Origin of the sequence: Bradyrhizobium sp. SZCCHNS1022 (assembly GCF_032484835.1) — a bacterium.
Lineage (GTDB): Bacteria > Pseudomonadota > Alphaproteobacteria > Rhizobiales > Xanthobacteraceae > Bradyrhizobium.
In genome coordinates this window covers 1285317-1303153 of sequence record NZ_JAUETT010000001.1, presented here as the reverse complement: position 1 = coordinate 1303153, position 17837 = coordinate 1285317, and the positions used below count along the sequence as shown (strand labels likewise).

19 protein-coding genes are annotated in these 17837 nt (G+C 62.5%); 14 read left to right on the top strand and 5 right to left on the bottom strand.

From position 1 onward, the window contains the following. Window positions 1-5: 5 nt before the first annotated feature. From QX071_RS05830 to QX071_RS05815, 4 genes are read left to right on the top strand one after another with little or no spacing between them, the layout of a single operon-like run. On the top strand, window positions 6-338 hold the full coding sequence (locus QX071_RS05830; RefSeq protein ID WP_315701838.1) for a gas vesicle protein: 333 nt from the start codon (window positions 6-8) through the stop codon (window positions 336-338). Next, a complete protein-coding gene (locus QX071_RS05825) occupies window positions 335-850 on the top strand; it encodes an Hsp20/alpha crystallin family protein (protein WP_315701839.1) in 516 nt (171 codons plus the stop codon). Before QX071_RS05830 ends, QX071_RS05825 begins: the two co-directional genes overlap by 4 nt. Before the next feature lie 40 nt (window positions 851-890). After that, the gene (locus QX071_RS05820; RefSeq protein ID WP_315701840.1) at window positions 891-1448 is read left to right on the top strand and encodes a hypothetical protein; all 558 of its coding nucleotides are present in this window, start codon (window positions 891-893) and stop codon (window positions 1446-1448) included. Window positions 1449-1472: 24 nt separating this feature from the next. Beyond that, window positions 1473-3644: a CDC48 family AAA ATPase gene (locus QX071_RS05815; protein ID WP_315701841.1), complete on the top strand. Its 2172-nt coding sequence runs from the start codon at window positions 1473-1475 to the stop codon at window positions 3642-3644. Between the two features lie 187 nt (window positions 3645-3831). On the opposite strand, the gene QX071_RS05810 is transcribed toward QX071_RS05815, so the two are convergent. After that, a complete protein-coding gene (locus QX071_RS05810; protein ID WP_315701842.1) occupies window positions 3832-4725 on the bottom strand; it encodes a LysR family transcriptional regulator in 894 nt (297 codons plus the stop codon). Between the two features lie 418 nt (window positions 4726-5143). On the opposite strand from QX071_RS05810, the gene hpxZ reads away from it, so the two are divergent. Further along, on the top strand, window positions 5144-5614 hold the full coding sequence (hpxZ, locus tag QX071_RS05805) for an oxalurate catabolism protein HpxZ (protein ID WP_315701843.1): 471 nt from the start codon (window positions 5144-5146) through the stop codon (window positions 5612-5614). Between the two features lie 5 nt (window positions 5615-5619). Next, window positions 5620-6522 carry a DUF3891 family protein gene (locus QX071_RS05800; protein WP_315701844.1) on the top strand — a complete coding sequence of 301 codons (903 nt, stop codon included), beginning with the start codon at window positions 5620-5622 and terminating at the stop codon, window positions 6520-6522. A gap of 677 nt (window positions 6523-7199) precedes the next feature. Here QX071_RS05800 and QX071_RS05795 read toward each other — a convergent pair. Continuing rightward, window positions 7200-7706: a hypothetical protein gene (locus tag QX071_RS05795; protein WP_315729472.1), complete on the bottom strand. Its 507-nt coding sequence runs from the start codon at window positions 7704-7706 to the stop codon at window positions 7200-7202. 15 nt (window positions 7707-7721) lie between these two features. Here QX071_RS05795 and QX071_RS05790 point away from each other — a divergent pair, with 15 nt between their 5' ends. The 8 genes from QX071_RS05790 to QX071_RS05755 all read left to right on the top strand — a co-directional run bounded on the left by QX071_RS05790 (window position 7722) and on the right by QX071_RS05755 (window position 16213). Further along, window positions 7722-8654 carry a LysR family transcriptional regulator gene (locus tag QX071_RS05790; RefSeq protein ID WP_315701846.1) on the top strand — a complete coding sequence of 311 codons (933 nt, stop codon included), beginning with the start codon at window positions 7722-7724 and terminating at the stop codon, window positions 8652-8654. A 572-nt stretch (window positions 8655-9226) separates the two neighbouring features. Beyond that, a complete protein-coding gene (locus QX071_RS05785; protein ID WP_315701847.1) occupies window positions 9227-9508 on the top strand; it encodes an Arm DNA-binding domain-containing protein in 282 nt (93 codons plus the stop codon). Beyond that, window positions 9405-10511 carry a tyrosine-type recombinase/integrase gene (locus QX071_RS05780; RefSeq protein ID WP_315701848.1) on the top strand — a complete coding sequence of 369 codons (1107 nt, stop codon included), beginning with the start codon at window positions 9405-9407 and terminating at the stop codon, window positions 10509-10511. The genes QX071_RS05785 and QX071_RS05780 overlap by 104 nt, the downstream gene beginning before the upstream one ends. 591 nt (window positions 10512-11102) lie before the next feature. Next, a complete protein-coding gene (locus QX071_RS05775; protein ID WP_315701849.1) occupies window positions 11103-11540 on the top strand; it encodes a hypothetical protein in 438 nt (145 codons plus the stop codon). A gap of 104 nt (window positions 11541-11644) precedes the next feature. Then, complete coding sequence (locus QX071_RS05770; RefSeq protein WP_315701850.1) at window positions 11645-12277, top strand: hypothetical protein; 633 nt, start codon at window positions 11645-11647, stop codon at window positions 12275-12277. 1 nt (window position 12278) lies between these two features. Next, window positions 12279-13964 (top strand): phage major capsid protein, encoded by a 1686-nt coding sequence (locus tag QX071_RS05765; RefSeq protein ID WP_315701851.1) that lies wholly within the window; start codon window positions 12279-12281, stop codon window positions 13962-13964. Between the two features lie 180 nt (window positions 13965-14144). After that, window positions 14145-15395 (top strand): hypothetical protein, encoded by a 1251-nt coding sequence (locus tag QX071_RS05760; protein WP_315701852.1) that lies wholly within the window; start codon window positions 14145-14147, stop codon window positions 15393-15395. Further along, entirely contained in the window at window positions 15395-16213 is an 819-nt protein-coding gene (locus tag QX071_RS05755; RefSeq protein WP_315701853.1) for an SGNH/GDSL hydrolase family protein, read from the top strand. The genes QX071_RS05760 and QX071_RS05755 overlap by 1 nt, the downstream gene beginning before the upstream one ends. A 197-nt stretch (window positions 16214-16410) precedes the next feature. Here the strand turns inward: QX071_RS05755 and QX071_RS05750 are convergent, their stop codons facing one another. From QX071_RS05750 to QX071_RS05740, 3 genes are read right to left on the bottom strand one after another with little or no spacing between them, the layout of a single operon-like run. After that, window positions 16411-16671 (bottom strand): hypothetical protein, encoded by a 261-nt coding sequence (locus QX071_RS05750; protein ID WP_315701854.1) that lies wholly within the window; start codon window positions 16669-16671, stop codon window positions 16411-16413. Then, window positions 16668-16928: a hypothetical protein gene (locus QX071_RS05745; protein ID WP_315701855.1), complete on the bottom strand. Its 261-nt coding sequence runs from the start codon at window positions 16926-16928 to the stop codon at window positions 16668-16670. Before QX071_RS05745 ends, QX071_RS05750 begins: the two co-directional genes overlap by 4 nt. 17 nt (window positions 16929-16945) lie before the next feature. Beyond that, complete coding sequence (locus QX071_RS05740) at window positions 16946-17371, bottom strand: hypothetical protein (protein WP_315701856.1); 426 nt, start codon at window positions 17369-17371, stop codon at window positions 16946-16948. Window positions 17372-17837 lie beyond the last annotated feature (466 nt).

The following is a 17837-nucleotide window of genomic DNA, read 5'->3' as shown; positions in this document are numbered from 1 at the left end:
CCACGATGTCCGCCCACTCCATGACCCACTCGGTCGAAAGCACGAATATCGCAGACCTGCTCGAACGCATCCTGGACAAGGGCGTCGTCATCGCGGGGGATATCACCGTCAAGCTCGTCGAGGTCGAACTTCTGACCATCCAGATCCGTCTTGTCATCTGCTCGGTCGATCGGGCGCGAGAGCTCGGCCTCGATTGGTGGAATCACAACGGTGGTGCGGATCGCCTTCCGACCGGCGAACGACTCGCGCTTGCGGCCATGGACGAACGGTTGGAGCGAATCGAACGCGCGCTTGGTGCCGGTGCAGTGCCGGCGGAACAGAGGAGTGCGGCAGAATGACCAAGGATAGACAGAGCGGCGACGACACGACGGGCGTGGCCGGCCTGACCAAGATCGCGCGCGGTCTCTCGGACCTCTTCAACGTGCTGTCCGAGTTCGATCAGCTGCCGCGGCGCGGCCGTCACGAGAAGGACGGGCGCGTGATGGAATATTCGTTCAACACCCGCACGCTTCGCGAGGCGGCAGGCGAACGCTCCGAGCCCGAGGAGGAGCCCCAGCGTGCGGAAGCTCCACGACGTCGAGCGCCGAAGCCGAGTTCTCTGGATCTCCTCGAACCCGTCACGGATATTTTCCACGAGGCCGACGAAATCGTCATCCTGTTCGAGCTGCCGGGCGTCGAACGCAAGGATGTCCGTTGCCTCCTGGACGGCGACATCCTGCTGCTCGAGGCGCGGACAGGCGAACGGCTCTACCGCAAGGAAATGCTCATCGAGGAGAAGCTGGCTGGCGGCACGCCGCAGATCAGTCTGCGCAACGGCGTCCTGGAGGTCCGGCTGACCAAGTCGAAGTGACGTCCCCGCGCATCGCGCGGGCGGCGGAACGGATGGTGAGATGGCACGGTTGATCTACGTTCCGGTCGTGCACAGCGTCGCCGAGATGGGCTCGGTAGCGCCTGCGTATCAGGCCGCCTTCATCGCGCGCTATGGCGAGCGCAAGTGGACGGAACGGACGGCGGAATTCGAGGCCATTTGGCGCCTCATCGCCGAGATGCTCAACGCGCTCAAGCTCGATCTGCCGCACGTCAAACTCTACCAGGACAGCCTTCCGGTCTGCGGCCAGGAAGCGCGGATCGTCTCGGAGCTTGCGGCCAAGGGGAGTCCGAACCATCGCATCCTGGAGAGCCTCATGAAGGCCGGCGCGACGATCGTGGGGACCGAATCGCCTGCGCTGCTTCTCGACGAATACGCTCTGTTGCAATCAGCCGAGCGCACCGACGCGAAAGCCGCCGCACTTCTCGCTGCCCGCGATCGGTTCATCGCCAAGCGGATCGATGAGACTCTCGGTGAGGACGAGACCGGAATCCTGTTCATGGGCGCCCTTCACAAGGTGACCAGCTTTCTGCCGCCGCGCATCAAGGTCGAGGTGATCTCGCCGACGACCCGACGATGAGCCTAACGATACAGGGGAAGTTCCATGTCGAGCAAAGCGCCGGAACCGGAAGGCCAGCTCCTGCTGACGGTCATCGAGGCTCGCCGGGAGGATGTCGGCCGCGGCATCGTCCGGATCGATCCGGAGGCGCTTCGCCGCATCGGTGCGGGGCCCGGCGACGTGCTCGAAATCGAGGGGCGGAGCAAGACGGTCGCCAAGGCGATGCCGACCTTCAAGGAGCAGCGGGGCGAACATGTCATTCAGATCGACGGCGTCGGACGCACCAATGCCGGCATCGCGTTGGGGCAGAAGGCGACGGTGCGCAAGGTCAGCCATTCGGTTGCGCGCCGCGTCGTCGTAGCTCCGCTCGGAAGCGGCGCGCTGCACGAGGATGAGATCGAGCATACGGCGCGCCGTCTGGACGGGATCGCCGTCAAGGCGGGCGACCGCGTGCGGATTGCCCTGTTCGGGGGCAATCACCGCGATTTCCATGTGGTCCGTACCGAGCCCGATGGCCCGGTGATGATCCATCCCGACACCCTCCTCGCCGTCGAGCGGCCGCGCGAGGGGACCGCCGGCCAGCGCGCCACCGAGTCCGAAGACATCGTGACCTATGACGATCTCGGCGGATTGGAGCAGGAGGTTGCCAAGGTCCGGGAGATGATCGAGTTGCCGTTGACGCATCCGGAGATCTTCGAGCGTCTCGGCATGACGCCGCCCAAGGGCGTTCTGCTCCACGGTCTGCCGGGCTGCGGCAAGACGTTGCTGGCCCGCGCCGTGGCCCACGAATCCGAGGCGGCCTTCATCTATGTCAGCGGCCCCGAGATCATCCAGAAGTTCTACGGCGAGAGCGAGGCGCGCCTGCGCAAGATCTTCGACGATGCGCAGCGCCGCGCGCCCTGCATCATCTTCTTCGACGAGATCGACTCGCTCGCTCCGAAGCGCGAACGCGTGGAGGGAGAGGTCGAGAAGCGCGTCGTCGCCCAGCTGCTGTCCCTGATGGACGGACTGAAGAGCCGCGGCGATGTGATCGTGATGGCCGCGACCAATCGGCCGAACAGCCTCGATCCGGCGTTGCGACGCCCGGGACGCTTCGACCGTGAGATCGCCATCGGGATTCCGAACGAACATGCGCGCCGGGAGATCCTCGCGATCTACGCACGCGGTATGCCGCTCGATGCCGATGTCGATCTCGACCACCTCGCCGAATTGACCCATGGCTTCACCGGGGCCGATCTCAACGCGCTTTGCCGGGAAGCCGCGATGGCGGCACTGCGCCGGCAACTGCCCGATCTGTCGCTCGGCACCGGGCCGATACCTTACGAAGCGCTGATGACGATGAATGTGCAAATGGCCGACTTCCATGACGGGCTGGGCGAAGTGGCGCCGTCCGGCCTGCGCGAGGTCGCGGTCGAAGTCCCCAATGTGCGGTGGGAAGATGTCGGAGGCCTCGAGGCGATCAAGACCACGTTGACCGAATCGATCGCCTGGCCGCTGAGTCAACCCGCACTGTTCGAGCAGATCGGCTTGCAGCCGCCGCGCGGCATCCTGCTCTACGGGCCGCCCGGCAACGGCAAGACCCTGATCGTGAAGGCGCTTGCCTCGCAGTCGAACCTCAATTTCATCTCGGTCAAGGGGCCAGCGTTGCTGTCGAAATATGTCGGCGAGTCCGAGCAGGGTGTGCGTGAGCTCTTTGCCCGGGCCCGTCACGCAGCGCCCTGCATCGTCTTCCTGGACGAGGTCGACGCCTTGGCCCCCAAACGCGGCCAGGATCGTTCGCCGGTCACAGACAGGGTCGTCAGCCAGTTGCTCACCGAGCTCGATGGCATCGAGTCCTTAAGAGACGTCTGGATCATCGCGGCGACCAACCGCCTCGACATGATGGACGATGCGCTGCTGCGCCCCGGCCGGCTCGACTTCCATCTCGAAGTCTCGAAGCCGGATCTGACAGGACGCAAGGCCATCCTCGCCGTTCACCTCCGCAAGAAGCCGGTGAACAAGGACGTCGATGTTGCAGTTCTGGCCGAGCTGACCGACGGCATGTCGGCTGCCGAGATCCGGTTCGTCTGCGACCGTGCGGCTCTCAACGCGATCCGGCGCATCATCCCTGCCTCCGGCGGAAAGCCGATCGAGGCTGCCGCGGTCCGGATCGAGCAACGAGATTTCGACGATGCAGTCGCGGCGCAGCAGGCCTCGGACGGCGCGGCGAGCTTGTAGTGAGGTTCACCGGTCCGTAAACCTTGTCGCTGCGCCGCCACTTTGCGGCGTCGCCATCGCCGGTAACCAGATCGAGAACGAATAGTCGTGGTTTTCTCAAGCAAATGGCGCGCCACGTCCGATGAAAATAGGCACTATCGTTTCGCCGTGGCGCTATGATGCAATATTCATATCTGCGAACGATCGCTCACGCATCGCCCTGCAATTCTTCGGCAAGAAAATCGATGAAAGCACGGACCTTGCGCTGCAGGTGCCGGCCCGTGGGGTAAAGGGCGAATACATGGCGCACCGGAAACCGATAATCCTCAAGCAACCGGACGAGAGCGCCGCTTTCGATGAGCGGATTCGCAAGGAACTCCGGAAGTGCACCGATGCCGAGCCCGGCGACAAGCATGTCGCGCAGGATGATGCTGCTGTTAGCGGTCAGCCGCGTCGCGATGGCGACGGACGCCACCCCGTTCGGGCCGTTCAGCCTCCAGATGCCCGGCTGGTCGGCCAGCGAATAGGATAGGCAGGCATGTCCATGCAGGTCTCCGACCGTGACCGGTTCTCCATGAACCTGCAGATAGGCCGGAGCCGCGCAAATGATTTGGTCCACATCTGCGATCCTGCGCGTGATCATCGATGAATCCGCCAGGTCCACCCGCACGCGTATGGAAACATCGAAGCCGGCGTTGATCGGATCGAGCAGCTTGTCGTCCAATGTCAGATCCATCGCCAGCCTGGGATGAGCCGCGGCGAACTTCGGCAGGATTGGCGACAGAACGGTAATTCCGAAAGAGAGCGGTGCGTTCACCCGCAGGCGGCCGATCAATTCCGCCGCATCGTCGGACACGCTCCTCTCAAGTTCATCAACCTCGTCGAGGATCCTGCAACACTCCGCGAAATAGTTCGAACCTGTCTCGGACAGGCTCATCGTCCTCGTGGTCCTGTGCAGCAGCACGACACCAAGATGATCTTCCAACAATTTGATCTGCTTGCTGAGGCCAGCCGGCGAAAGGCATAAGTCCTCTGCGGCTTTGGCAAAGCTGCCGAGTTCGACCACCCGGCGGAAAGATCGCATTGCGTCGAGGCGATCCATGAAGCGTCTCAGAAGAGTTTGCCGCTATCGCCGAGCGATCTCGCCACGCATATAGGCCTACAGGCCTGCCCAGCGCTCGGACATGAATCATTCGGTCACTGTCTCACGGGAGTGATAGCAGCATTATTCGCTGCGAGCGAATAGACAATTCGCTGAGCTCCGGTTTTTGGTCCGGATCGGATCGAATAGCTTTGGAAAGATCGACGAGATCAGGGCGAACGTGCAAAGAGCGAGATCAAGGGCGGCGCCATCGCCTCCGTGTCGGCGAACCATGCGATTCCGATGGGTCAATTTGCCCAGATTGTCTCGCTCGCGGTGCGCAAGGTCTCTGAGGTTCTGATCAAACGAGCACACCGTCATGCATGAACCGGCAGCGAAGCGCCCTCATGTGCGCCGTCCCCCTCGATGAGGCGAAGCAATGATAACGCGGACGTCAGTCGACATTCCTGAAGTGTTTCAGGACGTTTGCCGCGCCGTCGACGCTTACGAGATTGCCCTGACGTCGAACGATCTTCCGCGCTTGGCCGACCTTTTTGCGGCCAATGAACATGTCATTCGCTACGGGCCGCAGGAAAATCTCCACGGCGCGGGCGAGATCGCGGCCTTCCGCGCCGCCCGCCCGTCCGGCCCACGCCCAAGAACGGTCGTCGGCCGCTTCGTGACCACTTACGGACAGGACCTCGGCGTCGCCCACGTCGAGTTCAGACTGCCGGGACGACCGACGCTCGGACGACAGACACAGACTTGGGTCCGTCTTGAGGACGGATGGAAGATCGTCTCGGCGCACGTGTCCTACCTGGAAGAGCCGCCTGCGGTCTCTCAGGAAAACAGGGAAGCGACCGGCTCCGGCCGGGCCGACGGCCCGCATCGGACGGCAAGGGAGGAATAGGCAAAATGTTCAGGACGCAGGTGGGCGATGAGTACTGGATGGTCACGCATCCAGACCACATGGAAGTGGCTGGATATCTGGCGGCGCACTGGGGCAATCACGAGTTCATGGCGATGGGCGCCCCGTTCGGAGACGATGACCAGTCCAAGCTGCGCTTGAATGCGGTCCGGTCGGTGGCCATCCATGACAATGGATGGTGGGAGTGGGAGGCAGAACCGCGGCTCGACCCAGTCGGGCACCTGCCGGTTGACCTCACCGACGTGATGACGGATCTGCCGGACGCGTTCGGACGCTGGCGCATCGGCGCGGTGCGGTTCGAGCGCAGCAACCCTTTCGGGAGCGCGCTAATCGCCCACCATGCCCTCAATCTCTACAAGCCTCGCCTCGACGATGCGCCGAACGAGAACGATATTCACCCGCTGTTCTGGAAGCACCTGCCGCCCGTGGCCGATCGCGACCGCGCGGACGTCGCCGAGTTCGTCGGCGAGATGTCGCGCCTCAAGGCGAGGCTGCTCGGCCGGCTCGGCGAACGCAGCGAGACGGCGCACTGGGCCGACAGTGACAACGTCGCCCATAACGGACGCCTCATTCAGGTGCTCGATGCCATCGCGATCTATCTGTCGTCGAGCCTCATGCCGGGCATGAGTGACGAGCCGGTCGAAGGCTTCCAGAAGTATGCCTGGAATATTCTTCGCGTGCCGCGGTCGAGCGCCTCGGAGCGGGTGACGATCAAGGTGCATCCGGTCGGCGAGCGCGGGCTGCGATTCGATCCGTACCCGTTCGACATCAGCCCGCTTCCGGTTCTGGTTTCGATCCGTGTCTCGACAGGCTTCGGCTCTCGCAGCGACTTCAATCGTCGCTGGCCCGGAATCGAAAGACGGACCGTTCGATTTGAAATCGTCCGGTAAGCCAGGTTTTCGGGAAGCGCAAAGACGGCATTGTTCCGCTGCGCGGATGGCGCGTGATCCACCTGGAGAAGATGTCATGGGCGTTGCTATGATAGTGCCACGACACTTTCCGAGCCGGGCTGATCTCCAATTCCGTGATCCGGAAACCGGGACGCGCCCCGTTCTGCGGTTAGCGCTCGACCGAGCGAACTGGCACCTCCACCGCGGCGGCAATGGCGCAACTCCATGATGGCTAAGACAAACAATGGCGTGCCAGTCACAACAAAACTACTAACTTATATGTTATTGAAATCACTACATGAATTGGAGCAAACCAGACGGAAAACGCGCCCCTGTAATCATGGGATCTGCACCCATTGGTCCTCGCTGGGATGGGTGTCCGATAACCAGTAATGGCAGGCCCAGCGTCGCCTGCCTTAGCGATGGTAACGCGCGAACGTTCCCGGCCTGCCGAAGGGCAAAACGGCAGCCAATCGGTCCGCCGCGTGCAGGGGCCAGGTGGTGCAGGCGCCGACGCGAGCTTATCGAAATTGCCGTCCACGACGCCGCACTGAACTGTCGCCACCATTACTTACGATCGAGCTCACAAACGCAGGACTGCGCCAGCGAGGCGCGGCTGTAATGCGACTCGCTGGCTCATTAGTCTAAGGCGAAAGCAGGAGCCGCCGCCGCCTCGTTCACATCGTCTTGGCGAGCGCGAACAGCCGGAAATCTTCGAGCGCCGCGTGCCGATGCGGGGCGACTTCGCGCCGGTAAGTCTCGCTGTCGACGATCGAGCGGAAGGTGGCGAAATCGCCGTATTCATTGATCGCCACTTCGTCCCAGCGTTCGCCTAGCGGGCCGGCGAGGCTCGCCAGGAATGGCCCGGAAAACATCCGCGCGAGCGGCTTGCCGGCCGCGAGGCGCCTGAATGCCGGCCTGTAGCGTTCATTGAGGGCTTCGCGGCCCGAGCAAGGCGCGGCGTCGAAGCCGTCCTCGTAAAGCGCATACGCACGGTAGCGAAGCAGGTTGAGCATATAGACCGGCTGGCCATGGGGAATCGCGCGCTCAGCGGCGTCGAGGGCTTGCAGGGTGATTTCGATGGGGTTCATGGGACTTCCCGTGGTTTCTGGCGGCGCAGATTGCGCGCCAATGCTCCCCATTTGGCCCCAAAGGAACGACTCTTGTAGCGGCCGCGCCGTCATGATTATGTGGACTAGATGTCCACAACGGCCTTGCCTTCTGATCTCTCGCGTCTCCTCGCCTTCGTCCGCGTCGTCGAGGCGGGCTCCTTCGCTGAAGCCGCGCGGCGGGCGGGGACGACCACCTCGGCGATGTCCAAGGCGGTTGCCCGCTTCGAACAGGCGCGCGGGATGCGGCTTTTGCATCGCTCCACCCATTCGCTCGCGCTGACCGAAGAGGGCGACCGGCTGATGGTGGTGGGACGCGCGCTGGCCGAAAGTCTCGCCCGCGTCCAATCCGCGCTCGGCGAAGTCGCGCGCGATGGCGGACGGGTGTGCGTGACCGCTCCCGCCTCGTTTGCGCGCGCCTGCATCCTGCCGCGACTGCCGGCGTTCCTGCGGGAACGGCCGGAAATCGAGATCGAGGTCAAATTCCGCAACGAGATTCTCGATCTCGCTGCGGAAGGCGTCGACGTCGCGATCCGCTCGGGTCCCCTCGGCCGAGCGCCCGGCCATCAGGCACGGCGGCTTTGCACGTTCTCCTGGATCGCTTGCGCCTCGCCCGCCTATCTGAACGCGCGCGGCGCGCCGGCGACTCCATACGAGCTTTCCGCGCATGAACACGTCGGCTTCCGCAATCCCGCGAGCGGCCAGATCCTGAGCTGGCGCTTCGCCGACCCGCGCGGCAAAGGACCTGTTCGCGTCGCGCCCAAGCCCAAGCACATTTGCGACGACGCGCACGCTTCGCTCGCCTTGATCGCGGATGGATTCGGCGTCGGCTGGGGGCCGGCGTGGCTTGTCCGCGAGGGCCTGCGCACCGGCCGGCTCGTCGAAGTGCTTGCGCCCTGGCGCGCGCCGGCGGAGTCCCTGTGGATGCTGCGCACCACCGACCGCCGCCCGCCCCTGCGCACGCAGCGCGTCATGTCGTTCCTCGCCACGCTTCCTGCCGCGTTCAGCGACAAGGCGGGATGAAGCGTCAGCCGTCAGCAGGGTTCCGCGGCCGGCGTGCCGGACGCGATCGGCAGGCGATTCTCGCCGTAGACGTGGGGTTCATATGTGAGGGTGATGACCGATCGCGACCGGGGGGTTGAGCGGCGCGAGCGCACGCGAACGGGCAGGATCGACATGCTGATGCGGGAGTATAGACATCAGACCCGGATTGTTCGGAGTTTTGTTCTGGATGGTGGAAATTTGGCGCGCCCGGAACGATTCGAACGTCCGACCCTCAGATTCGTAGTCTGATTAATGCGTTTTCCATAGCTTGCGACTGATTGCGATGAACTACGGAAACAACATAATTTCAGTATCTTACATTTGCGACCGGTTGCGGTAGTATCCCCCTCGTTTCCATCTCTACTGCTTACGCAGTGTTTACGCGGCGCAAGCCGCACCGGCTCGCAGAAGGCCACACGACGTAGACAGTAAGGGCGAAAAGCCGTCCAGGCCGTCCAAGCCGTACAGAGCAAAGTGATTGCAACGGCTTAGGTCCGGACTCGGAATCGTCCAAGGTCGTCCACAGGTCGTCCAATCCGCCAGCGCGAGCCATGCCGAAACTGACGAAGAAACTCATAGACGGCCTGAAGCCGGCCGCGACAGATCAGGTTGTGTTCGACGATCAGGTGCCGGGCTTTGGCGTGCGCGTCACAAAGGGCGGTGCGGTCTCGTTCCTAGTCCAGTATCGCAATGCCGAGCGCCGGTCGCGCCGGATGACCATCGGCCCTTATGGCGTCTTCACGGTCGACGAGGCGTCGCGACCGCGCCCGCAAGATCCTTGCCAAGGCTCGCGATGGCCGCGATCCAGTCGCCGAGAAGCGCGCCTTTCTTGAGGCACCGACCGTCAGCGAGCTGCTCGATCGCTACCTGGCCGAACACGTCGACAAACGAAACCGGGCGACGACGGCGGCCGAGGTGCGGCGCTTGGTCGAAAAGCACATCCGGCCGGCGCTCGGCACCTACAAAGTGGCAGCCGTGACGATCAGCGACGTCGAGGCCATGCATCGGAAGATGAGTGATACGCCACGCCAGGCGAACTTGGCCCTGGCGGCATGCTCGAAAGCATTCGCGCTCGCTGAGACCTGGCAAGATCGGCCTCATGGATCGAACCCAACCCGCGGCATCGAACGTTATCACGAGGTCGAGCGCGAGCGCTTTCTCAGCGGTGCCGAGCTCATCCGTCTCGGCGAGGTGCTGCGGCTTGCGGTCAGTGAAGGTCTACCCTGGTCGGACAAGCTGAAGCCATCGAAGCACCACGCCAAGCCGGAGAACCAACGCGCCGTCTATCCGCGCGTCACCACGGCGGCGATAGAGCTGTTGCTATACACAGGTTGCCGTCTTTCCGAGGTGCTCAATCTCGAATGGTCGCGCGTCGACCTAGCCGAAAGCAACGTCATTAGGTTGCGCGAGACAAAGGCCGGCAAGCCACAGCTGGTCGTCATCAGCGCGCCGGCGCGGCGCATCCTTCAGGAACTGGCGCCGCCAAACGACGATGCATCCGCCCCACGTTGGGTGCTGCCGTCGCGAGACGACCCGGAACGCCCGTTGTCCAAGGCTGCTCTCGAGCAAGCGTGGCAGCGATTGCGCTCGGTCGCGAAGCTTGACGACGTGAGGCTTCATGACCTCCGGCATACAGTCGGCACTTATGCCGGCCAGGCTGCAGCGAATGCCTTTCTCGTGCGCGACCTCCTGCGGCATGGCGACCTCAAGACGACCGGGCGGTATGTCAACCGCGCCGACGATCCGATCCGGGCGCTCACGGACCAGGTCGCAAAGCGGATCGAAGACGGACTGTCCGGTCAGGCTGCTGCGAAGGTGGTCGAGCTGAAGCGCTGATCTTCGACAAATTACGACAATCGACAAATAGCGACCGCGGCCGAATCGGCTGATCGTCTCTGTGCCCAGAAAAAGGCAGACGATGCAGCGCCCGATTCTCCAGCTCAATTGTATCACCTGCGGTGGCGGCTTTGCTGCCGTGAAGCCACCGCGCGGGCGCTATCCTCGCTTCTGCTCGCAGGCCTGCCGCAAAGCCCGGCAGGCCGCGCAGCATGTCGGATACCGCGCCGACGGCCGATGCGCGGGACGAAATCCGCCGGTCCCGGAAAGCAAGCGGTATCGCAAACTTCTCGGCAAGGTGTGCGAGATTTGCGCCAACCCCTTCACCACCACGAATGCGCGCACGCGTTGCTGCGGCATTACCTGCGGCCAGATCCTGCAGCATCGGCTGGCCGCGGCGACGCGGAGCGCACGCGCCCTTGAGCGCAATGCGCGAATCTGCGTCCATTGCGGCAAGCCGTTCCAAGCACGCAGTCCGAGCGCGGCGGCCCGTGCCGGCAAGGTACGGGCGAACATCTTCTGCAGCCGGCAATGTGTTGTCGACGCGCGGCTGGCACCGACTACTCCGGATCTCTTCGCGGAAGTTCCCTGTTGCCGCTGACCCTCGACCATATGCGCCGTCTATGCAGCCAGGAGGAAGGCGTGCCGCCCGATGTGCTGGAAGAGATCGGGCGTTGTTTCGAGTGCTATGCCCGCGCCGGCGGAATGCTCTCGCTCGAAGAGGCATTCGGGCTGAAATGCTCGGAAGGCCGCAAGCCGTGGTTTGTCATTCTGGCTCGCGAGCGACGCGATCGCGCGATTCGCGCGCTCGGCGAGCGGACTACCGGCTGCACTGCAAAGAAGATCGACACAATAAGAGCCACGCTGCGTCGGCATCGGCGGGCATGGCAGAACCGCTCACTGCTCGGCATGGATAACTCCGAAAAGCGACTGGCGTTTGAAATCTTCGACGCTGCCGACGCCGGGGATGGAGTGATTCCCGAGAGTCCAGATCACCTTCGTAAGATTATTAGCGGCGCAAGTGATTGATCGAGCGGGAGAACCTCGCGGCTTCAAACACCCTCTTTTTGCAACCAGGTCCCGATGCTCGATTGCTGGCGAGAGATTGAAAAGCTCGCAAGAGGCCAATCACGATGAACATCGTTCCAAGATTCTCCGGCGCTGCACCAGCTGACGATCGGGGCATCCTCGACGTCTTGCGCGGTTCCGAGATGGTCCGCAAAGCGGCGGCCGAGCGCGACGCTGCGGTCACGACGTTCCGAGCTACTGCCGCGAAGAAGCTCGCCGAACTCGATGCCGCCGCTGGCAAGCTCTTTCCGAAGCTGCGGGCCGAACGCGAGGCCGCGATCAAGGCCGCGCACGCCGCTGAACGCGCATGGCGCGAAGCCTGCGACCGCGCACAGAACGCGCAGAACGATCTGAGCCGCGCCAGCCACAAGCACACGGCCGAGTTGCAGGAGGTCGAGGCCCAGCTCATCTCGACGGCCAGTCCCGAGATCGCGATCTTTCTCGCCGAGATGGACAACGAATGGGATAAGGCGCTCCGCGCGTTCGCCTTTCACAGATCGTCAGAAGTGACCAACATGATCACCGGCCGTCGCGAGGATCGCACGGTCAACAACGCAGCCTCGGTCGAAGCCCGCAAGTCAGCTATCCGCGATGCGCAGGAGCAGGCGCGCGCGATGCGGCTCGAGCCGGATCAATCGACAGTGCCTGCGCGGTTGCAGGAGCTGCGCGCCAATCTGCCGGCGGTCAGGGGGCTGTAATATGCGCGGACGCAGTCTTCGAAGCCAGACTTTCCAGCGCGATTTCATGGGCGCACCGATCATTGCCACGAGTACGGAATCGCGAATCATCAGCTACGTGTTGTCGGACGAGAGCGTCGCCCGCGACGGACACCGGATCTTCACGGACGGCATCGCCACGGCGAACTTCGCGGCAAATCCCGTTTTCCAATGGGCGCACGACACGTCCGGATTGCCGATCGGACGCGTTCGCAATCTGCGAAAGGCCGGCGGCAAGCTGATCGGCGATGTCGAATACGCCGATCATCCGTTCGCGGACATGGTCTATCAACTGGCCCGCGAAGGCTTCCTGAACGCCGTCTCGATTAGTTGGGAGCCGATCGAGTGGAAATACTCGACCGATAATTCACGCCCGGGAGGCATTGACTTCGTCAAGTGCGATCTCCTCGAGGTGTCGCAGGTCCCGGTGCCGGCGCTGCCCACGGCGCTCGCCACCGCGCGCTCGATCGGCATCGATACGTCGCCGCTTGCCGAGTGGTGCGAGCGAGCGCTCGACACCAAGACGTTTCACCCCTCGCTTCCACGCACGGACCTCGCGGTCCTTCACAGAGCTGCAACGATGTCGCACACTTCCAAGCACGTACCAGCTCCTGGTCCCACGCTCCAGAACTTCGACGCCACGGCCGACATGACAAGCCGCGGCCACCGTGCCTTCGGCGTGTATCTCCAGCGCATCGCCAGCGCGATCGACAACGCTGCAGCTCGCAAGACGCTGATCCGTGCAGGTGCAAGTGAGGCCGATCCCGCCGCAGGTGGCTTCCTGGTCGGACCGCAGTGGTCCGAAAATCTGATCTACTCCATATTCGATGAGAGCGTCCTGGCGCGCATGGTCGATCGTCGCGAGACGCAGGCGCCGTTCGCCGAGGCGAAGGTCCCCGGAATTGATGAGACCAGCCGGGCCGACGGTTCGCGCGCCGGCGGCTTCTATTCGTACTGGGTGGGCGAGTCCGGATCGGTGCCGACTTCGTTTCCGCGCACAAAAATGGTCGACTTCACCGGCCGCAAGATCGTCATTCTCACACGAACATCGCGCGAGCTGCTCAACGATGCGCCCTTACTCGGCAGCGTCATCAGCCGCGGTTTCGCTATGGAAGGCGGCTTCAAGCTCGATGCGGCGATCCTGTCCGGTAAAGGGACCGGCACGCCGCTCGGAATCCTCAATTCGGACTGTCTGATCACCGTCTCTAAGGAGAACGGGCAGGCCGCAGGGACCATCGTTGGGGAGAACTGCAAGAAGATGTGGAGCCGGCTGCCGGTGCCGTGCCGGCGGCGCGCGGTATGGCTGGTCAATGAAGATGCCGAGGCGCAGCTCGAGGACATCGGCGGCGCGTCTGGTCAGGCGCTCTACATGCCGCAAGGCACCGGCGGCAATCCGTATGCGCTTCTGAAGGGCCGGCCGGTAATGGTGATCGAACAGGCTCCCCAACTTGGCACGCTCGGCGACATCACCCTGGTCGATCCTCTTCAATACATTCTGCTCGATGGCGGCGCGAAGACGGCGCTATCGGTCGACGCTCGCTTCGATAATGACGAGGTCGTGTTCCGTTTCACCTGGCGCGTCGACGGCAAAGGCACCTATGCGTCGCCGATCACGCCTTACAACGGCTCGGCGACGCGGTCGCCCTTCATTGCGCTGGCCGCGAGATAAGTACCGCGTGCGCCTGCGCCAATTGGCGCAGGCGCGTTGCTCTCGCCCGAAGATGTGATCGCGGCTTCGGGCGCGTGGCGAGGACTGCTCCTTTCTCCCCCGGGGAGCGGTCCTCGCGAGATCAGCCGCGGCGCCGCGGTTAGCGTGAAACCGTAGACATGGAAAGACTGGTGATCTCGAATGTCGAACAAGCCCTCATCGTATCCCTTAGCTTCAAATCCCGCGCCGCTGCATCGCTTCGGCGGCGTCCTCGCGTCGACGCCGGAGCTCGCCATCCACGCGCTTGGCGACGTCTATGCTGTCGAAGGCACCGGCACCGTGCGAAATCTACCGGCGTCCCCCAAGGGGCCGCCAATTCTTCTCATTTTTGTGGGCACTCCGACGTTCGCGCACTCATTGAAGCTGCTGATGCCGGGCGCACAGCCCTACACGTTTTCGCCGGGTGATTCCTGCTGGGTGCTGCCGCTCGGCGATGGCGTCTGGCGGGTGCTCACGATCTGCCTCGGAAGCGGCAACCAACTCGGTGCAATTTGGCTGCCCCAAGGCCGCCTAACGCCAGCGAGCGGTGTGGCGATTACGATCAGCGATCAGACCGCGGTACCGACGATCTTTTATATCGCGGGACAGGCACCGTTTTCCGATGGCACGAACATCATTCCAAATGTCTCAGGCGAATTGTCGATAAATCTCGACGCGACAAGCACACACACTGGCTATCACCAGGCCGGGAAAAACTTCGACGTCTTCAAGGTCAATGACGGCGGCACGATACGCATCGGCACAGGCCCTGCATGGGCTTCGGACAACGCACGAGGAACCGGAGCCGGCACAACAGAAGTTCAAGTGCTTGGCAACACGGGAGTATGGGTCAACGCAAATCCGATCACGCTGCGGTGGGGAAACAGCGCAGGCAACACTTCCACGATCGCAGCAAACTGCGCGGTCTATCTGGGGTCGTTCCGCACCACGGCTGATGGCCAGACCGAGGATAGTTTGGCGAAGCGCTTTGTCTGGAACGCCTATGCGCAAGCGCAGCGAGAGACGCGCCGGATCGAAACGACTGCCAGCTGGAACTACAGCACGGCGACCATCCGTCAAGCTAACGGCAACTCCGCCAACCAGATCGAGTTCATTTTCGGACTATCAGGAGGTCAGGCGGAAGCCGAATTGCAGAACACTATCCAAAACAGCACAGCGACAATTAGAAACGTGACGTTCGCAATTGCTCTCGATAGCACAACAACGACGCCGGACGGTGTCGCGATCTGCAGTCCGTCGAATGCCGGATTCGCATCCAACAGCCACAAATATCGAGGTATGCCGGGGATCGGCTACCACAAATTGGCGGCAACAGAGACAGGCGCCGGATCCGACACCCAGACTTGGTACGGGGGCGATTTCTTCCGGCTATACGGGAGCATCTGGGGCTGATGAGAGCAACATTATCGGCCAGCGATCCGTTCACTCTAGTGACGAATTCGCCAGGACTCGGCCTAATTCCAAGCTACTACAACACCGATTCGAAAGCGGCTGTAGCGCTCGATCTGACAAAGAACAATTGCGTACTCGTTGTTTTCGGCGAGTCTCATTCCGCTAGTATCTGTCCGACGGCTTACACCCCGGCCAACTCTCACGTCTTGAACTTCTGCATTCAAAACGGTGGAACATATGCATTGACCGATCCGCCGCTCGGTTGCACCTACAACGGCGCTCCTTATGGACCAGGAAACGCTTACAGCCGGCTCGCCGATGCCGTGCAGGGAACAGGAAAATACGACAATACGATTCTGGTTTCCGCAGGGCTAAGCGGGACCACCATCACGCAATGGGGAACTGATCTTTTCACGCGCATCGGGCCTACCTTCCGAAGACTGTCGTCCAGAGGGCTCACCGCGACTGCTGCCGTCATCCACATTGGCAGCAACGATTGCGGACAGGGCACATCACAAGCCGCCTATGCGATACAGCAGGCCAATTTCATCGCACTAGTTCGTGGCGCCGGATATGCCGGACCGATCTTCCTGGTGAAGAATACGATGAGTGGCGGCATCACATCGTCGGGGATTCAGGCCGCCCAGACTGGAGCAGTGTACCATCCGGCCGGAATTTGGCTTGGCGGGGATTGCGACAGCCTGACCGTCGCCGCGGGATATCGGCAGACAGACCAAACGCATCTGAACGATGCCGGCGCTGCTGCCCTTGCCGCGCTAAATCTCGCTGCGCTGCAGGCTGCGGGGATCGCGGTTTAGCAGGCCGAGCGATCGCCACTGACGTGGCAAAGGAAAGCATTTCGGCCTTCCGCCGGCGGATTCCACTTTTCAAATAAGAGCCCTGCGATAACCGTCGCCACAAGGACCGCACTCGCGATGAATGCAACGGGGTGAACCGTCATTGTCAAAACTCGACTACGAGTGAATTAAAATCCATCACGATTTAGGATTGAGAGCTACCTACGCTTCTTGTCCTCATTGCTGCGCAGCGGCCTGGGGTTGGTGCGCCCTGAAATCAGCTTCTCGGGCGGCGCCTTGCCGCGGCGGATCGAGGCAACCAGATCAGGGAAGACGTCTCCGAACGGTCGAGCCTTGGCGAAATCGGGCTCGGTCAGCTCCGGGCTGTCGCTGACCTCGCGAAGATCCTTTGCGCTATAGCCGACGTTTTTCTTAGCGCTCTTCATAGAGGTTTCTCCTTCGTTGAAGCTGCCGATCATTGCGGCTTACCATCCTCATCCTCATGCAAGATCGGATATCGGGCGAAACCCCTGGCCGCCGCGATCCCCTCGATCCATACATAGGCTGTCTGTTCGTCTGGAAATGTTCTGATCTCGGTCTGCGTCAAAGTGCGATTGGGCTGGTCCAGCAACAATAAGTATCGGGCCTCAATTCCGGAACTGGTGTGCCGAATAGTGACCTCGAGCCGCGCGCCATTTTCCGCTGTCAGCGGAGGATTGAGCGGGTCATCTAACATTCAACCAGTCCTCCGGATCAAGTAGCTGGCTTCGCGGCGGGCCGTCTGGCTTTCGGTGTGGCTGTTGTACTAAGCGCTGCGGCCTCCTGCTGGCGCTTCTGCTCGGCAATGGCGGCGAGTTCGGCTCTCTTCTGCTCGGCCTCCTCCTCCTTGACGAGCAAATAGCCTTTTTCGGCCATGCACCCGCGCGCCACAGTGTCGGCGGCATTCGATCGCTCGGCGGCTGCGATGGCGCCTCCAACGCCGCCTCCTGTGAAGGTAACGCCCGACAGGGCGGCCTTGTTGCGCTCACCAAGGCATGCCGTTGCATCGACCTCATATTGAGTGCGGAGAACTGGATTGTCTTTTGCGGGCTGGCCGTCGACCCGAAGCCAGACCATTTTTGGCGCAGCCGCGCAGCTACCCAGCACGCAGCAAAGCGCAATACCTGAAATCAATCGCATGATCGTTGCCCCCTCGCTTCCCCGCCTGCCATCCAAGCGCAACCGGAGCGCGAGAGCAAGAGAAGGTGCACGGCAACTCACATTTGGTCGGCCGCTCATCACCTGGTCGGGCCGCACCGAAGCGCCCCGTGAGGGGGTGGACTTTTTTTACCAAATCAGGCGATGATGATCGCGGAGCCTAGGAAACTCCCGAAGCGGTCCCTTGCCGGGGATAGCGCTTCATCCGCGATAGGCGGGCCGTCGGCCTTGCCGGGCCTCATGTCCCGCTGAAAGTAGTACCGCGCCCATTTGCCGTGGGCAGCGACCGGCTCACTATGCCGGGAGTGCCACGGCTATGCAAGACCCTTCGGGGAAAGGCCCTGGCGCACGTCTCGCGGCGTGTTTCCTAACTCCCGGTGCCAGCCCGCCGCTGGCGCCCGGCCCTAGGAAAGCCGGTTTTAGACCGCGAGCCACCTATGACCATTGC

What these genes read in the sequence shown, in the direction of transcription:
- QX071_RS05830 (WP_315701838.1), top strand. Translation starts at nt 6, where the DNA reads ATGTCCGCCCACTCCATGACCCACTCGGTCGAAAGCACGAATATCGCA.
- QX071_RS05825 (WP_315701839.1), top strand. Translation starts at nt 335, where the DNA reads ATGACCAAGGATAGACAGAGCGGCGACGACACGACGGGCGTGGCCGGC.
- QX071_RS05820 (WP_315701840.1), top strand. Translation starts at nt 891, where the DNA reads ATGGCACGGTTGATCTACGTTCCGGTCGTGCACAGCGTCGCCGAGATG.
- QX071_RS05815 (WP_315701841.1), top strand. Translation starts at nt 1,473, where the DNA reads ATGTCGAGCAAAGCGCCGGAACCGGAAGGCCAGCTCCTGCTGACGGTC.
- QX071_RS05810 (WP_315701842.1), bottom strand. Translation starts at nt 4,725, where the DNA reads ATGGATCGCCTCGACGCAATGCGATCTTTCCGCCGGGTGGTCGAACTC.
- hpxZ (WP_315701843.1), top strand. Translation starts at nt 5,144, where the DNA reads ATGATAACGCGGACGTCAGTCGACATTCCTGAAGTGTTTCAGGACGTT.
- QX071_RS05800 (WP_315701844.1), top strand. Translation starts at nt 5,620, where the DNA reads ATGTTCAGGACGCAGGTGGGCGATGAGTACTGGATGGTCACGCATCCA.
- QX071_RS05795 (WP_315729472.1), bottom strand. Translation starts at nt 7,706, where the DNA reads ATGACGGCGCGGCCGCTACAAGAGTCGTTCCTTTGGGGCCAAATGGGG.
- QX071_RS05790 (WP_315701846.1), top strand. Translation starts at nt 7,722, where the DNA reads ATGTCCACAACGGCCTTGCCTTCTGATCTCTCGCGTCTCCTCGCCTTC.
- QX071_RS05785 (WP_315701847.1), top strand. Translation starts at nt 9,227, where the DNA reads ATGCCGAAACTGACGAAGAAACTCATAGACGGCCTGAAGCCGGCCGCG.
- QX071_RS05780 (WP_315701848.1), top strand. Translation starts at nt 9,405, where the DNA reads ATGGCGTCTTCACGGTCGACGAGGCGTCGCGACCGCGCCCGCAAGATC.
- QX071_RS05770 (WP_315701850.1), top strand. Translation starts at nt 11,645, where the DNA reads ATGAACATCGTTCCAAGATTCTCCGGCGCTGCACCAGCTGACGATCGG.
- QX071_RS05765 (WP_315701851.1), top strand. Translation starts at nt 12,279, where the DNA reads ATGCGCGGACGCAGTCTTCGAAGCCAGACTTTCCAGCGCGATTTCATG.
- QX071_RS05760 (WP_315701852.1), top strand. Translation starts at nt 14,145, where the DNA reads ATGTCGAACAAGCCCTCATCGTATCCCTTAGCTTCAAATCCCGCGCCG.
- QX071_RS05755 (WP_315701853.1), top strand. Translation starts at nt 15,395, where the DNA reads ATGAGAGCAACATTATCGGCCAGCGATCCGTTCACTCTAGTGACGAAT.
- QX071_RS05750 (WP_315701854.1), bottom strand. Translation starts at nt 16,671, where the DNA reads ATGATCGGCAGCTTCAACGAAGGAGAAACCTCTATGAAGAGCGCTAAG.
- QX071_RS05745 (WP_315701855.1), bottom strand. Translation starts at nt 16,928, where the DNA reads ATGTTAGATGACCCGCTCAATCCTCCGCTGACAGCGGAAAATGGCGCG.
- QX071_RS05740 (WP_315701856.1), bottom strand. Translation starts at nt 17,371, where the DNA reads ATGCGATTGATTTCAGGTATTGCGCTTTGCTGCGTGCTGGGTAGCTGC.